Source organism: Glutamicibacter protophormiae, assembly GCF_016894325.1.
In the GTDB taxonomy this organism is placed as follows: Bacteria; Actinomycetota; Actinomycetes; order Actinomycetales; family Micrococcaceae; genus Glutamicibacter; species Glutamicibacter protophormiae.
Genome location: NZ_CP069806.1, coordinates 2,128,024 through 2,142,554 on the forward strand (window position 1 = coordinate 2,128,024; position 14,531 = coordinate 2,142,554).

Below are 14,531 nucleotides of genomic sequence, written 5' to 3' on the forward strand. Positions count from 1 at the left end.
CTAGGACTCGCGCGGGCTCCTGCGCCCGAGGATCCAGGCGCCCAGGATCATCGCCATTCCGCCGAAAACCAGCAGGGCGGAGACCGAATTTGCCAGCAGCTGGCCCAGTGCCTGGGCCTGCGACCGGTCCGCCGCGGCGTACGCGGTGCCGGAGGCCGGTGTCCCGCCGTCGACGAACAGCATGGCGAACGCGATGCCGAGCGTCAGCGCGGCGGTGCCGGTGCAGGCCATCAAGCCGAAACTCCGCGAACCTGCCTGCGTTGCCTCGCAGTTTGGTGTGCAGTACATGATGTCCCCCGAGGTTGGTGGTGTTAAAAACCGATGGGCACCTTCCACAAGTCTGCGGATGATGCCCACCGTTTGCACGTCTGGCGCTAGGAGTCCTAGGCCTCGATGTTGAATCTCATCACCAGGGCCAAGCCAATAATGACTGCACCCCAGATCAGGCCAAGGACGATGGTAATGCGGTTCAGGTTTCGCTCAGCGACCCCCGAAGACCCCATCGAGCTGGTCATGCCGCCGCCGAACATGTCGGACATACCGCCACCCTTCCCCTTGTGCAGGAGAATCAGGAGGGTAAGCAAGACACTGGTAATGCCCAGCAGTACCTGCAAAATGATCTTGATAATATCCAAGACGACGGTTCCTTAGTTAGATTCAGTCGGTAACGAGATGATGCTCGAACCGTACAATATTAGCAAATTCTTCGGCGTCGAGGCTGGCTCCGCCAACCAACACGCCGTCGACATCGCGTTCACGCATGATTGCCGCCGCATTCGAGGCCTTGACGCTGCCGCCGTAGAGCAACCGGGTCTTCTGGGCGATGTCCTCGCCGAAGCGCTCGGCCAGTGCCCCGCGGATCGCTGCGCACAGTTCCTGCGCGTCGGCCGGTCCCGCGACCTCGCCGGTGCCGATGGCCCAGACAGGTTCGTAGGCAATGACCAGGTTTTCGGCCTGTTCAGCGCTCACTCCCGCCAGGGACTCATTCAGCTGCGCCAGCGTAAAGGCCACCTGCTCGCCGGCCTTGCGGACTTCCAAGCCCTCTCCCACGCACAACACCGGGGTCAGCTCATGGCGGTAGGCCGCCGCAAGCTTCGAGGCGATGACCTCGTTGGTTTCGTTGTGGTATTCGCGGCGCTCGGAGTGGCCCACCAGCACATAGCTGCAGCCGAGCTTCTTCAGGAACTGGCCGGAGATCTCACCGGTATAGGCCCCCGAATCCTGGGCGGACAAGTCCTGGGCGCCGTACACGACGTCCAGCTTGTCACCCAGGGTCAGGGTCTGCACGCCGCGGATGTCAGTGAATGGCGGGAAGACCGCCACCTCGGCGCGATCGTAATCGTGCTGGTGGTCCTTCAGCGTCCACGCCAGCTTCTGCACCAGAGTGATGCCCTGGACGTGGTCCATGTTCATCTTCCAGTTGCCGGCGATCAGCGGCTGGCGCACAAAGGCGCCGTTTTGCGAAATGGTCATAAATTAGCCTTCCAGTGCGGCAACACCCGGGAGGGTCTTGCCTTCAAGGTACTCCAGGGAGGCGCCGCCGCCGGTGGAGATGTGTCCGAAGTCGTCCTCGGAGAAGCCCAGCGCGCGCACGGCCGCGGCCGAGTCGCCGCCGCCTACCACGCTGAACGCCTCCGAACCGGCCAGTGCCTGCGCGACGGTACGGGTACCCTCCGCGAAGGCAGGGATCTCGAAGACACCCATCGGGCCGTTCCAGAACACGGTATTGGCGCCGGTGATGTAGCTGGCGAACTTCTCCGCGGACTTCGGACCGATGTCCAGGCCCAGGCCGTTGGAGCCGAAGCTAGCTTCCTCGATCTTGTCCGCATCAAGCACCTCGTAGGCCGCGTCGGCGCCGAACTTGTCGGCTACCACGACGTCTACGGGGAGGATGATGTCGCAGACGAGCTTCTCGGCGCGCTGCAGGTACTCCTGGCACACGGCGATCTGGTCTTCCTCAAGCAGCGAGCCGCCGATGTTGTGGCCCTGGGCCTTGAGGAAGGTGAACGCCATGCCGCCGCCGATGAGCAGCTGGTCGGCCTTGCCGATCAGGTTGTCGATGACCGCCAGCTTGTCCGAGACCTTCGAACCGCCCAGCACGACCACGTAGGGGCGCTTGGGTGCTTCGGTCAGGGTCTTGAGGACCTGGACCTCGGTGGCGACCAGGTCGCCCTGGTAGCTCGGCAGCAGCGCGGCGATGTCGTACACCGAAGCGTGCTTGCGGTGCACTGCACCGAAGGCGTCGTTGACGTAGGCTCCGTTTTCGCCGGTCAGCGAGGCCAGTTCCTTGGCCAGCTCGACACGCTCCGCGTCGACCTTGGAGGTCTCGCGGGCGTCGAAGCGGACGTTTTCCAGGACCAGGACCGAACCTTCGGCCAGGCCGGCGGCCGCTTCGCGGGCCGAGGGGCCCACGACGTCGGATGCCACGGTGACGTCGAAGTCGGCCAGTTCGTCCAGGCGGTTGGCTGCCGGGGCGATGGAGTACTTCGGGTCGAACTGGCCCTTCGGACGGCCCAGGTGGGCCATCACGATGACCTTGGCGCCGGCATCGGCCAGCTTGGAAATGACCGGCAGCGAAGCGCGTACACGGCCGTCATCGGTCACGGTGGCTCCGTCGAGCGGTACGTTCAGGTCGCTGCGGACCAGTACGTAGCGTCCGCGGACACCGTTGTCAGCGAGCAAATCGTCGAGAGTGTGTGAAGTCATGTCTCTAGGTTATCGACTAGAGGCTTGAACCCACGAATTCGACAAGGTCGACGAGGCGTGAGGTGTATCCCCACTCGTTGTCGTACCATGCCACAACCTTGACGCTGTTGCCGATCACGGTGGTCAGCCCGGAGTCGAAAATCGCCGAATGCGGGTTCGTCACAATGTCGGTGGACACCAGCGGATCGGTCGAGTACTCGAGGTACTTGGACAGCTTGCCCTCGCTGGCGGCCTTCTCGAAGGCCGCGTTGACCTCTTCCACGGTGGCGGTGCGCGCCAGGTTGACGGTCAGGTCCGTGGCCGAGCCGGTCGGGACCGGGACACGCATGGCGTAGCCGTTGAGCTTGCCCTTCAGCTCCGGAAGCACGACGCCGATGGCCTTGGCGGCACCGGTGGAGGTAGGGATCATGTTCAGCGCTGCGGCGCGGGCACGGCGCGGGTCGCGGTGCGGCGCGTCCTGCAGCCGCTGGTCGGCGGTGTAGGCGTGGATGGTGGTCATCAGGCCGTCGACAATGCCGAATTCATCGTTGAGCACCTTAGCCACCGGGGCCAGGCAGTTGGTGGTGCACGAAGCGTTCGAGATGATGGCGTGGCTGGCCGGATCGTACTTGTCATGGTTGACGCCCATCACGATGGTGATGTCTTCATGCTTGGCGGGGGCCGAAATGATGACCTTCTTGGCGCCGGCTTCGATGTGGTGGCGTGCTTCGTCGGCCTTGGTGAACAGGCCGGTGGACTCGATGACGACGTCCACTTCCAGCTCGCGCCAGGGCAGGTTGCCCGGCTTGCGTTCGGACAGGACCTTGATGCGGCGTTCTCCGACGATGATCTCGTCGCCGTAGACGGATACCGGCTCGCCCAGCGGGCCGAGCACGGAATCGAACTTCACCAGGTGAGCAAGCGAATCGATTGAACCAAGGTCGTTGACGGCGACGATATCGATGTCCGCCTCGTGGGCCAGGACTGCACGCAGGAAGTTGCGTCCGATACGACCGAAACCATTGATTCCAACACGGGTTGTCACGTGACTATCTCCTCTAAATGGGAAAATGATGCCACGACCGCAATCTTACGGAAGTGGCCTACTTTAAAGAGGACACTCCGTTGTGCCGTGCATGCGGATCCCGGCTGCTGCCGGGATCCACCACACACTTGAACATCCTACGCTATTTCAGCGAAGAATGTGAGCTAACTTACCGAATAAGTCAGTTTACTTGCCTGGAACGATCAGCGCAGCGGCGCCGTTGCGGGCAGCCTCGAAGCGAGCCTGGACGTCGGCCCAGTTCACGATGTTCCAGAAGGCCTTGACGTAGTCGGCCTTGACGTTGACGTAGTCCAGGTAGAAGGCGTGCTCCCACATGTCCAGCATCAGCAGCGGGATGGTTGCCACTGGAACGTTGCCCTGCTGATCGTAGAGCTGCTCGATGACCAGCTGGCCGCCGATTGCATCGTATGCCAAGACTGCCCAGCCGGAGCCCTGCAGGCTCATGGCCGATGCGGTGAAGTGACCGCGGAATGCATCGAAGGAGCCGAAGAAGTCGTCGATCGCCGCAGCCAGCTCGCCCTCAGGCTTGTCGCCGCCTTCTGGGGACAGGTTGTTCCAGAAGATCGAGTGGTTGGTGTGGCCGCCGAGGTGGAAGGCCAGATCCTTGGAGAGCTTCGGGATGTTGCCGAACTCGCCCTTTTCGCGAGCCTCAGCCAGCTGCTCCAGTGCCGAGTTGGCACCGGCAACGTAGGTTGCGTGGTGCTTCGAGTGGTGCAGCTCCATGATGCGAGCCGAGATGTTCGGCTCAAGGGCAGCGTAGTCGTACTGCAGTTCTGGCAGCGAATAGACAGCCATGATTCTCCTCAATCTGTTCAATTGGATGAATCTCCGCGGAAAGGATTACCGCGGGGACACTTTACTGTTCCAGTTCGTCTACTGGAACGCTGGACTCGGTGCCGGGTATTCCCAGATCACTGGCTTTTTTATCGGCCATCGCCAAGAGGCGGCGGATCCGGCCGGCAATCGCGTCCTTGGTCATGGGTGGTTCAGCCATGCGGCCGAGCTCATCCAGCGACGCCTGCTTGTGCTCCAGGCGAAGCAGTCCGGCGTAACGCAGGTGCTCGGGCACCTCGTCACCCAGAATCTCGATGGCGCGCTCCACGCGCGCACCGGCGGCCACCGCGGCCTGCGCGCTGCGGCGCAGGTTGGCGTCGTCGAAGTTCGCCAGGCGGTTGGCCGTGGCGCGCACTTCCTTGCGCATCCGGCGCTCTTCCCAGACCATCAGCGCGTCGTGCGCGCCCATGCGGGTCAGCAGCTGCGCAATGGCGTCGCCGTCGCGGATCACAACGCGGTCCACGCCGCGCACCTCGCGGGCCTTGACGGTCAGTCCCAGGCGGCGGGCCGCGCCCACCAAGGCCAGCGCTGCTTCGGGGCCGGGGCAGGTGATTTCCAAAGCGGAGCTGCGTCCTGGTTCGGTCAGCGAACCGTGGGACAGGAACGCCCCGCGCCAGACGGCCTCGGCGTCGGCGGTCGAACCGTTGACGATCACCGACGGCAGCCCGCGCACCGGGCGGCCGCGCTGGTCGAGCAAGCCGGTCTGGCGGGCCAGAACCTCGCCGTCCTTGGAGACGCGAACAATGTACCGGCTGCCCTTGCGGATCCCCGATCCCGACACCATGACGATCTCGGCATCGTGGCCGTACAGCTCGCCAATGGCAATCTTCAAGCGGCGGGCGGTCGCGGCCAGGTCCACTTCAGCTTCGATGACGATTCGCCCGGAGACGATATGCAATCCTCCGCTGAAGCGCAGCATGGTAGAGACTTCGGCCTTGCGGACCGAAGGCTTGCGAATTTCCACCCGCGACAGCTCGTCTTTGACGGAAGCCGTCAATGCCATGAATCAAACTCCCTTACATGGATCCTTTCTAGGACCCGATTGCGGTAAACACCTCGTGATAGGCCGCCGCTAGACGCAACGGGTCGTGCACCGCACGACCGTCAGATACCCCTACTCTACTAAAAAAGGTCCGGGCACCGAGTTTTTGCGCTGCCAGCTCAAATCGTTCCTTGTTGTTCACCAGCGACTCGTCGGCCAGAATGGCGTCGAATTTCACCTCGGGCGCGTAGCGGCTGAGCACTTCCAGATGCGCCGCGGCGTCCAGGCCGGAAGTTTCTGCGGTTTCCAGATCCAGATTCATGGTCAGCAGCCGCTTGGCCGTGGTGCTGGCAATGGCTTGGCGCATGTCGGGAAGCAGCAGGTGCGGCAGCACCGAGGTGTACCAGGAGCCGGGGCCCAGGACCACCCAGTCGGCCAGCTCGATGGCCTCCAGGGCTTCGGCGCAGGCCGGCGCGTCGGGGGGATCAAGGCTCACGTTGGTGACCAATCCCCCATGCCCCGCCTTGGCGATCTTCGCCTGGCCTTCGATGCGGCGGCGCACCAGCGTATCGGTGGCCGGGTCGGCTTCCAGCACCTCCCCGTGGATGGACAGCGGAACCGTGCTCATGGGCAGCACCTGGCCGCGGGCGCCGAGCAGCGCGCCGGCCCAGCGAAGTCCGGCCACCGGGCTCTCCAGCAGCTCCCAGAGCGCCAGGATCAGCAGGTTGCCCACGGCGTGGCCGTTGAGCGGCTCCTCCGCGTTCTCCAGCGACTCGAAGCGGTGCTGCATGACATCGCGCCAGGTGCGTCCCCAGTCATTGTCATCGCACAGGGCGGCCAGCGCCATGCGCAGGTCCCCCGGAGGCAGCACGTCGAAGGAGTTGCGCAGGCGTCCGGAGCTGCCGCCGTCGTCCGCGACGGTGACCACCGCGGTCAGGTCGGTGGACAGCCGGCGCAGCGCGGACAACGACGCGGAGAGCCCGTGGCCGCCGCCCAGGGCGACCACCGACGGGTTGCGGTAGTCGTCGCTGCGGTTCAGGCCCTGGATCGGTATGGGGCCGGTAGCGAATGCCATAACCCCTACTCGCGTCCCAGGTCTCGGTGGCTGACGTTGACGCGGACGTTGGGCAGCTGGGCCAGCCGGCGGCCCAGCTCGATGCTGGTGGCCACCGAGCGGTGCTTGCCGCCGGTGCAGCCCACGGCGATCGTCGCGTAGTGCTTGTTCTCGCGGCGGTAGCCCTCGAACACTGGTTCCAGCGCCTTGAGGTAGTTCTCGATGAACTCCCCCGTTCCGGTCTGCGACAGCACGTAGTCGGAGACTTCCTTGTCGCGGCCGGTTTGCGGGCGCAGTTCAGGCACCCAGTGCGGGTTCGGGATGAAGCGCACGTCCGCCACGTAGTTGGCGTCGGTGGGCAGGCCGTACTTGAAGCCGAAGCTCATCACGTTGATGCGCAGGATGATCGGGCCGGACTCGCTGAACAGCTCGTTGACCGAGCGGGCCAGGTCGTGCACCGACATGGACGAGGAGTCCAGGATGATCTCCGCGGCTTCGCGCAGCTCGCGGGTGATCTCGCGTTCGCGCTGGATGCCGTCGACGATGCGCCCGTCGCCCTGCAGCGGATGCGGGCGCCGGCCCTGCTCGAAGCGGCGCACCAGCACCTCGTCGCTGGCGTCGAGGTAGACCAGGCGGTATTTCACGCCGCTGGAGGTCAGGTTGGCCAGCGCATCGCGGATCTCCGGGAACATGTCCTTGGAGCGCACGTCCATCACCACGGCCATCTTCGGGATGGAGCCCTGGGAACGGCTCATCAGCTCGGTCAACGGCCCCAGCATGGCAGGCGGCAGGTTCTCCACCACATACCAGTCCTGGTCTTCCAGGGCATGGGCGACGGTCGTGCGACCGGCGCCCGACATGCCGGTCACGATCACCAGCTCGGACTCCGGGGGCTTTACGGCTTCATACTCAGCGCTCATACTTCAAGGCTAGTCCAGAATTTCTCCGGTAGTCATGTTTACCGCGCCCGGTGACGTGCCTTGAAGCGAATCGCTGATGGTTTGCGCCAGCTTCGGGCCGACGCCCGGCACTTCGAGCAGCTCTTCCACGCTGGCGGCGCGGATCTTCTTCATGGAGCCGAAGTGCTTGCGCAGCGCCTCCTGCTTGGCCTTGCCCAGCCCCGGCACGGCGTCCAGCTCGGATTCGAGCATCGACTTGCCGCGCTTGGCCCGGTGGAAGGTGATCGCGAAGCGGTGCGCCTCGTCGCGCAGCCGCTGCACCAGGTACAGTGCGGCGGAGGCGCGCGGCAGGATCAGCGGGAACGGGTCGTCCGGGAGCCACAGCTCCTCCAGGCGCTTGGCCAGGCCCACCACGGGGATGTCGTCGATGCCCAGGTCGTCCAGGGCCTTCTGGGCGGCGGCGACCTGCGGCGGGCCGCCGTCGACGATCACCAGCGAGGGCGGGTAGGCGAACTTCTTCACCTCGGCGGCGCCGGGTTCGACCTCGCCGCCGGCGAGCACCAGCGGGTCCACCTTCTCCTTCAGGTAGCGGCTGAAGCGGCGGTGGATCACGTCGTACATGCTGGCGGTATCGTCGCGTGCGGCCTCCCCGGTGATGGAGAACTTGCGGTATTCGCTCTTCTTGGGCAGGCCGTCCTCGAAGACCACCATCGAGGCGACCACGTTGGTGCCCTGGGTGTGCGAGGCGTCGTAGCATTCGATGCGCAGCAGCGCCTGCTCGGCGCCCAGCGCGTCCTGCAGCTCCTGCATGGCCAGCGAACGGGTGGTGATGTCCCCTGCGCGCTTGGACTTGTGCAGGCGCAGCGCCTGTTCGGCGTTTTCCACCACGGTGCCGGCCAGCGCGGCCTTGTCCCCGCGCTGGGCCACGCGCAGCGAGACCCGGGAACCGCGCAGCTCCGAAAGCCAGGTGGAGACCTCCTCGTCGTCCTCGGGCAGGTGCGGGACCAGGATCTCGCGCGGGATGCGGTCGGCGTGGTCGGCGTAGACCTGGGTGAGCAGCTGCTCGACGAATTCGCCCTCGGTGGTGTCGGCGACCTTCTCCACGACCCAGCCGCGCTGGGAGCGGATGCGTCCGTCGCGCACGTGGAACACCTGCACCGCGGCTTCCAGCTCGTCGCCGTGGATGCCGAAGATGTCCGCGTCGGTGTTGTCCGCCAGCACCACGGCGTTGCGCTCGAAGACCTTGTTCAGCGCCGCGATGTCGTCGCGGTAGCGGGCGGCCTGCTCGTATTCGAGCTGGGCTACCGCTTCCTGCATCTTCACGGTCAGCGCCTTGGTGAAGCGGGTGGCCTCCCCGCCCATGAAGGTGCACAGGTCCTCGGCCAGCGCCCGGTGGTCCTCCTCGCTGATCCGCCCCACGCAGGGGGCCGCGCACTTGTCGATGTAGCCCAGCAGGCAGGGCCGGCCCGAGGCCTGCGCACGCTTGAACACCCCGGGGGCGCAGCTGCGCACCGGGAACACGCGCAGCAGCGTGTCAAGGGTTTCGCGGATGGCCTTGGCCGGGTAGAACGGGCCGAAGTACTTCACGCCCTTGCGCTTGTCTCCGCGCATGACCAGGGCGCGCGGGTACTTCTCGTCCATGGTCACGGCCAGGTACGGATAGGTCTTGTCGTCGCGGAAGACGATGTTGAAGCGCGGGTTGTACTCCTTGATCCAGGTGTACTCCAGCTGCAGGGCTTCGAGCTCCGACCCGACCACCGTCCATTCGACGCTCGCGGCGGTGAACACCATCGCGCGGGTCTTGGGCGTGAGCCGCTCGGGCTTCGCGAAATAGGACAGCAGCCGGCTGCGCAGCACCTTGGCCTTGCCCACGTAGACGACCCGGCCGTGCTCGTCGCGGAAGCGGTAGACGCCGGGCCGGGTCGGGATGTCCGAGGTTTTCGGGCGATAGCTGGCGGGATCGGCCATGGCTTACTTCGCGTCCGGCGGCAGCTGGTTGTAGGAGTCCACGCGCTCCTGCCCGGAGAGCTCGGCGATCGCGTCGACGATCCGGTCGGTGGCCAGCCGGCGCTGCGGCAGCGGGTGCTTGCGTCCGAGCTTGTCGAAGTACAGCGGCTGACCGTAGTGGATGTGGAACTTGGCCGGGCGGAAGCCCTTGGTTCCGGCCGGCTGCAGCTTCTCGGTGCCGATCAGCCCGACCGGGACCACCGGCACGCCGGTGGTCAGCGCCAGCCAGCCCACGCCGGTGCGGCCGCGGTACAGCTTGCCGTCGCGCGAGCGGGTGCCTTCGGGGTAGATGCCGATGCCGGAGCCGCCCTCGATGATCTCCACCAGCGAATCCAGGGCCGCCACGGAGGCGGCCTGCTCGCCGCGCTGCACCGGGATGGATCCCACGGACTCGAAGAAGGACTTCATCAGCTTGCCCTTGACGCCGGGGGTGGTGAAGTACTCGGCCTTCGCGAAGAACGCGACATCGCGCGGCGTCAGCGCCTGGATGATCAGCGAGTCGAAGAAGGACAGGTGGTTGGAGGCGACGATGAAGCCGCCCTGTCTGGGCACGTTTTCCAAGCCGGTGACCTCGGCGCGGCAGATGCCGTGGATGATGCCGCGGATCGAGGATCGCGTCATGGTGTAGATGCTCATCTACTGTGCACCTTCCTGCATCGGTTTTTCAAAGTTCAATTCGGCCGCGGCTCGTTCTCCCAGCAGCAGCTGGGCCAGCTCGGCCGCGGTGGCAACGCGGTAGTCGGCGGCGTCGAGCTCGTCGCCCTGGGCGAATCCCCAGCGCACGCCGATGGATGTGACACCATTCGCGCGTGCCGCGTCCAGGTCGTAGTGCCGGTCCCCCACCACCACGCTGCGCGCGGGATCGAGACCAGCATGCTCCAGCGCGGCGGCCACGATGTGCGCCTTGCTCGAACCGTGGGATCCACCCTCGCCGGTGTTCCCGTGCACGGCGTCCAGGCTGCCGTCCAGGTCTTGCGCCGCGATCAGTTCGCGGGCGATCGGCAGAGGCTTGGCCGTGGTCACCGCGGTGTGGATGCCGGCGGCCTGCAAGGCACCCAGCAGCGTCCGCAGACCCGGATAGACCTTGGACTGCCGCATGCCGACCTCGGCGTAGCGGGCCCGGTAGGCGGCGATGATCGAGTCGATGTTCTGCTCGGTGACCCCGTCGAGGGTGCGCAATCCGACCTGCAGCGGCGGGCCGACCAGCGCTTCGATTTTTTCCTCTCCGGGATCCGTCAGTCCATGGGCCACGAGGGCATGGCGGATCCCCGAAGTTATGGAGCCTGCAGGGTCCACAAGGGTCCCGTCCAGATCAAAGAGCACGCTGGCAACCGACATATTCACTAGGACATCATCCCATGAAGCGGACGCGGGTAAACAATCCATAACTGAAATCGAATATACGCGCGCCCGCCGGCCGTATGCGCCGGGCCCGGCGCGATCCGGCTAGAGGATTTCGGCCAGGAACCGACCGGTGTGCGATTCGGCGACCTTCGCGACCTTCTCCGGGGTGCCGGTGGCCATGATGGTGCCGCCGCCGGAGCCGCCCTCCGGGCCCAGGTCGATGACCCAGTCCGCGGACTTGATGACGTCCAGGTTGTGCTCGATGGTCAGCACGGTGTTGCCCTTGTCGACGAGTCCCTGCAGCACCAGCAGCAGCTTGCGGATGTCCTCGAAGTGCAGGCCCGTGGTCGGCTCGTCCAGCACGTAGATGGAGCGGCCGTTGGAGCGCTTCTGCAGCTCCGCGGCCAGCTTCACGCGCTGCGCCTCGCCGCCGGAGAGCGTGGTGGCCGGCTGGCCCAGCCGGACGTAGCCCAGGCCGACGTCCACCAGGGTTTTCAGGTGGCGCGCGATCGGGGTGAAGGCGCTGAAAAATTCGGCCCCCTCGGCGATCGGCATGTCCAGCACGTCGGCGATGTTCTTGCCCTTGTAGAGCACCTGCAGGGTTTCGCGGTTGTAGCGCGCCCCGTGGCAGACCTCGCAGGGCACGTAGACGTCCGGCAGGAAGTTCATCTCGATCTTCAGCGTACCGTCGCCCGAGCAGGCCTCGCAGCGTCCGCCCTTGACGTTGAAGGAGAAGCGGCCCGGCTGGTAGCCGCGCAGCTTGGCCTCGTTGGTCTCCGCGAACAGCTTGCGGATGTTGTCGAAGACGCCGGTGTAGGTGGCCGGGTTGGAGCGCGGGGTGCGGCCGATCGGCGACTGGTCCACGTGGACCACCTTGTCCAGGTGCTCCAGGCCCTGCACGCGGGTGTGCCGGCCGGGGACCTGCTTGGCTCCGTTGAGCTTGTTCGCCAGCACCTTGTAGAGGATGTCGTTGACCAGGGTGGACTTGCCCGAGCCGGACACGCCGGTCACCGCGGTCAGCACGCCCAGCGGGAACTCGACGCTGACGTTTTGCAGGTTGTTCTCGCTCGCGCCCACGACCTTGAGCTTGCGGTCCTTGTCCACCTTGCGGCGCTTGGCAGGGATCTCGATCTGCCGGCGCCCGGAGAGGTAGTCGCCGGTCAGCGAACGGGTGTTTTCCTTCAGCCCCTCCGCTGAGCCGGAGTGCACCACTTCGCCGCCGTGCTCGCCGGCGCCCGGGCCGATGTCAACGATCCAGTCAGCCTCGGCAATGGTGTCCTCGTCGTGCTCCACCACGATCAGGGTGTTGCCCAGCGAGCGCAGATGCAGCAGGGTCTCGATCAGCCGGCGGTTGTCGCGCTGGTGCAGGCCGATGGACGGCTCGTCGAGCACGTAGAGCACACCCACCAGGCCGGAGCCGATCTGGGTGGCCAGGCGGATGCGCTGGGCCTCGCCGCCGGACAGCGTGCCGGCCGCGCGTTCAAGTGTCAGGTATTCCAGGCCCACATCCAGCAGGAACTTCATGCGGGCGCCGATTTCCTTCAGCACCTGCACAGCGATCTTCGCCTCGCGGTTGCTCAGTTCCAGGGTGGTCAGGAACTCGGCGGCGCTGCGCAGGTCCATGGCGGAGACCTCGGCGATGGACTTGCCGCCCACCAGCACCGACAGCGATGCCGCGTTCAGCCGGGCGCCGCCGCAGGTCGGGCACGGGATCTGGCGCATGTACTGCTCGTAGCGGTCGCGCGCATGGTCTGATTCGGTCTCCTGGTGCTTGCGGTGCACGTAGGAGATCACGCCCTCGAAGCCGGTGGAGTACTTGCGCTCGCGGCCGAAGCGGTTCTTGTACTGCACCACGACCTTGTGGTCCTTGCCGTGCAGGATGGACTGGCGGGCGGCGGAGGGCAGGTCCTTCCAGCGGGTGTCCATGGTGAAGCCCAGGTCGTTGCCCAGGCCCTCGATCAGCCGGTTCCAGTACTCGGTGGTGGCCTTGCCCAGCGACCACGGGGCGATCGCGCCGTCGCTCAGCGTCACCTCGTCGTCCGGGACGATCAGGTGCTCGTCGACCTCCAGCTTGGTGCCGATGCCGGAACAGGCGGCGCAGGCGCCGAAGGGGTTGTTGAAGGAGAAGGTGCGCGGCTCGATCTCGTCGATGGCCAGCGGATGCTCGTTCGGGCAGGCGAGGTTCTCGGAGAAGGAGCGGATGCGCTTCGGGTCGTCCTCGTCAAGGTCCACGAAGTCGGCCAGCACGCGGCCGTCGGCGATGCCCAGTGCGGTCTCGATGGAGTCGGTCAGCCGCTGGCGGACCTCCTCCTTCATCGCCAGACGGTCGACGACCACCTCGATGGTGTGCTTGACCTGCTTGGCAAGCTTCGGCGGATCGGTCAGCTGGATGGTCTGCCCGTCCACGCGGGCGCGGGAGAAGCCCTTGGACGAGAGCTCGGCGAACAGGTCCACGAATTCGCCCTTGCGGGCGCGGACCACCGGGGCGAGGATCTGGAATCGGGTGCGTTCGGGCAGCTCCATGAGCTGGTCCACGATCTGCTGCGGGGTCTGCTTGGAGATCGGCTCGCCGCATTCCGGGCAGTGCGGCCGGCCGACGCGCGCCCAGAGCAGGCGCATGTAGTCGTAGACCTCGGTAATGGTGCCGACGGTGGAGCGCGGGTTGCGGCTGGTGGACTTCTGGTCGATGGACACCGCCGGGGACAGGCCCTCGATGAAGTCCACGTCAGGCTTGTCGACCTGGCCCAGAAACATGCGCGCATAGGCAGAGAGCGACTCGACGTAGCGTCGCTGGCCCTCGGCGAAGATGGTGTCGAACGCGAGGGAGGACTTGCCGGAGCCGGACAGGCCGGTGAAGACGATCATCGCGTCGCGCGGCAGATCGATGTCCACGTTCTTCAGGTTGTGCTCACGCGCGCCCTTCACGACCAGGCGCGTCAGATCGGTTTTTTTGCTCTCTGCAGTAATAGCCACGAAGCAATACTAATCGAAAATTGCTTCGAATGAGTGTGAACTCTGACGCAACTCACATGCAATTCGCCGAAGACCCGAAGTTCGACCGGCCGGCGCCGCGCGGTCTCCCCCGCCGGGCGGGCACAGCGCCGGCCTGCCTGTCGCACCCACGGCACCGACGAGGGCAGGACGCGGCGCAGGCGCGGGAGCAGATGGACCGTTGCCAGCACCACCAGCAGGCCCAGGCCCAGGCCGAACAGCACGTCGTGCAGGTAGTGGGCGCCGACGCCCACCCGAGCCGCGGCAATGAGCAGGGCCACGGCGGCCAGGTACCAGCGCAGCCGCACGACGGCCAGGGCGCAGGCGGCCGCGAAAGCCGCCGCAAGCACCGAATGGTTCGAGGGCCAGGACCAGTCACCGGGCGGTGGGCAGGTTTCGGCGAGCGCCACGTGGATGCTCTGGCAGGGCCGCGCCTCGGTGAAGACCAGCTTGAGCGTGCTGCTTGCCGCGTAGGCGAGGAGCACCCCCACTCCGCCCAGCACCAGCCTTGTCAACGCCGCCCGGTCCTTGAACCAGGACCACACGGCCAGCCCGGCCGTGAACAGGACCAGCAGCAGCAACGCCGTATCGGCGAAGAACACCGCCAGCAAGGTGAGGCCGGGGAGGAATCGGCCGCCGCGGTGATCGCGGTGTACAGCTGTTTGCGGA

14 protein-coding genes are annotated in these 14,531 nt (G+C 65.9%); all 14 read right to left on the reverse strand.

Annotated features, from left to right (window positions below):
- Positions 1-288, reverse strand: coding sequence for a hypothetical protein (locus JQN66_RS09920; RefSeq protein WP_204674668.1), 288 nt, complete (start codon positions 286-288; stop codon positions 1-3).
- Positions 289-383: 95 nt separating this feature from the next.
- Positions 384-635, reverse strand: a complete 252-nt coding sequence (gene secG, locus JQN66_RS09925) for a preprotein translocase subunit SecG (RefSeq protein WP_188946831.1) — start codon at positions 633-635, stop codon at positions 384-386.
- 22 nt (positions 636-657) lie between these two features.
- On the reverse strand, positions 658-1,473 hold the full coding sequence (gene tpiA / locus JQN66_RS09930; protein WP_204674670.1) for a triose-phosphate isomerase: 816 nt from the start codon (positions 1,471-1,473) through the stop codon (positions 658-660).
- A 3-nt stretch (positions 1,474-1,476) separates the two neighbouring features.
- Positions 1,477-2,706, reverse strand: a complete 1,230-nt coding sequence (locus JQN66_RS09935; protein ID WP_204674672.1) for a phosphoglycerate kinase — start codon at positions 2,704-2,706, stop codon at positions 1,477-1,479.
- Between the two features lie 16 nt (positions 2,707-2,722).
- Positions 2,723-3,730 carry a type I glyceraldehyde-3-phosphate dehydrogenase gene (gene gap / locus JQN66_RS09940; RefSeq protein WP_204674674.1) on the reverse strand — a complete coding sequence of 336 codons (1,008 nt, stop codon included), beginning with the start codon at positions 3,728-3,730 and terminating at the stop codon, positions 2,723-2,725.
- Between the two features lie 186 nt (positions 3,731-3,916).
- Positions 3,917-4,546, reverse strand: a complete 630-nt coding sequence (locus JQN66_RS09945) for a superoxide dismutase (protein ID WP_188946827.1) — start codon at positions 4,544-4,546, stop codon at positions 3,917-3,919.
- A gap of 61 nt (positions 4,547-4,607) precedes the next feature.
- Complete coding sequence (gene whiA, locus JQN66_RS09950) at positions 4,608-5,588, reverse strand: DNA-binding protein WhiA (RefSeq protein ID WP_047119348.1); 981 nt, start codon at positions 5,586-5,588, stop codon at positions 4,608-4,610.
- A 28-nt stretch (positions 5,589-5,616) separates the two neighbouring features.
- Positions 5,617-6,642: a gluconeogenesis factor YvcK family protein gene (locus JQN66_RS09955; protein WP_188946826.1), complete on the reverse strand. Its 1,026-nt coding sequence runs from the start codon at positions 6,640-6,642 to the stop codon at positions 5,617-5,619.
- A gap of 5 nt (positions 6,643-6,647) precedes the next feature.
- On the reverse strand, positions 6,648-7,541 hold the full coding sequence (gene rapZ / locus JQN66_RS09960; protein ID WP_204674677.1) for an RNase adapter RapZ: 894 nt from the start codon (positions 7,539-7,541) through the stop codon (positions 6,648-6,650).
- 9 nt (positions 7,542-7,550) lie between these two features.
- Positions 7,551-9,488 carry an excinuclease ABC subunit UvrC gene (gene uvrC / locus JQN66_RS09965; RefSeq protein ID WP_204674679.1) on the reverse strand — a complete coding sequence of 646 codons (1,938 nt, stop codon included), beginning with the start codon at positions 9,486-9,488 and terminating at the stop codon, positions 7,551-7,553.
- 3 nt (positions 9,489-9,491) lie between these two features.
- Complete coding sequence (locus JQN66_RS09970; RefSeq protein ID WP_188946823.1) at positions 9,492-10,163, reverse strand: lysophospholipid acyltransferase family protein; 672 nt, start codon at positions 10,161-10,163, stop codon at positions 9,492-9,494.
- Positions 10,164-10,865, reverse strand: coding sequence for an HAD hydrolase-like protein (locus JQN66_RS09975; RefSeq protein WP_239464207.1), 702 nt, complete (start codon positions 10,863-10,865; stop codon positions 10,164-10,166).
- 108 nt (positions 10,866-10,973) lie between these two features.
- Entirely contained in the window at positions 10,974-13,844 is a 2,871-nt protein-coding gene (gene uvrA / locus JQN66_RS09980; protein WP_204674681.1) for an excinuclease ABC subunit UvrA, read from the reverse strand.
- Positions 13,808-14,464, reverse strand: coding sequence for a phosphatase PAP2 family protein (locus JQN66_RS09985; protein ID WP_239464208.1), 657 nt, complete (start codon positions 14,462-14,464; stop codon positions 13,808-13,810). Before JQN66_RS09985 ends, uvrA begins: the two co-directional genes overlap by 37 nt.
- Positions 14,465-14,531 lie beyond the last annotated feature (67 nt).

What these genes read in the sequence shown, in the direction of transcription:
- JQN66_RS09970 (WP_188946823.1), bottom strand. Translation starts at nt 10,163, where the DNA reads ATGAGCATCTACACCATGACGCGATCCTCGATCCGCGGCATCATCCAC.
- JQN66_RS09935 (WP_204674672.1), bottom strand. Translation starts at nt 2,706, where the DNA reads ATGACTTCACACACTCTCGACGATTTGCTCGCTGACAACGGTGTCCGC.
- JQN66_RS09920 (WP_204674668.1), bottom strand. Translation starts at nt 288, where the DNA reads ATGTACTGCACACCAAACTGCGAGGCAACGCAGGCAGGTTCGCGGAGT.
- JQN66_RS09955 (WP_188946826.1), bottom strand. Translation starts at nt 6,642, where the DNA reads ATGGCATTCGCTACCGGCCCCATACCGATCCAGGGCCTGAACCGCAGC.
- tpiA (WP_204674670.1), bottom strand. Translation starts at nt 1,473, where the DNA reads ATGACCATTTCGCAAAACGGCGCCTTTGTGCGCCAGCCGCTGATCGCC.
- uvrC (WP_204674679.1), bottom strand. Translation starts at nt 9,488, where the DNA reads ATGGCCGATCCCGCCAGCTATCGCCCGAAAACCTCGGACATCCCGACC.
- JQN66_RS09945 (WP_188946827.1), bottom strand. Translation starts at nt 4,546, where the DNA reads ATGGCTGTCTATTCGCTGCCAGAACTGCAGTACGACTACGCTGCCCTT.
- whiA (WP_047119348.1), bottom strand. Translation starts at nt 5,588, where the DNA reads ATGGCATTGACGGCTTCCGTCAAAGACGAGCTGTCGCGGGTGGAAATT.
- JQN66_RS09975 (WP_239464207.1), bottom strand. Translation starts at nt 10,865, where the DNA reads ATGTCGGTTGCCAGCGTGCTCTTTGATCTGGACGGGACCCTTGTGGAC.
- rapZ (WP_204674677.1), bottom strand. Translation starts at nt 7,541, where the DNA reads ATGAGCGCTGAGTATGAAGCCGTAAAGCCCCCGGAGTCCGAGCTGGTG.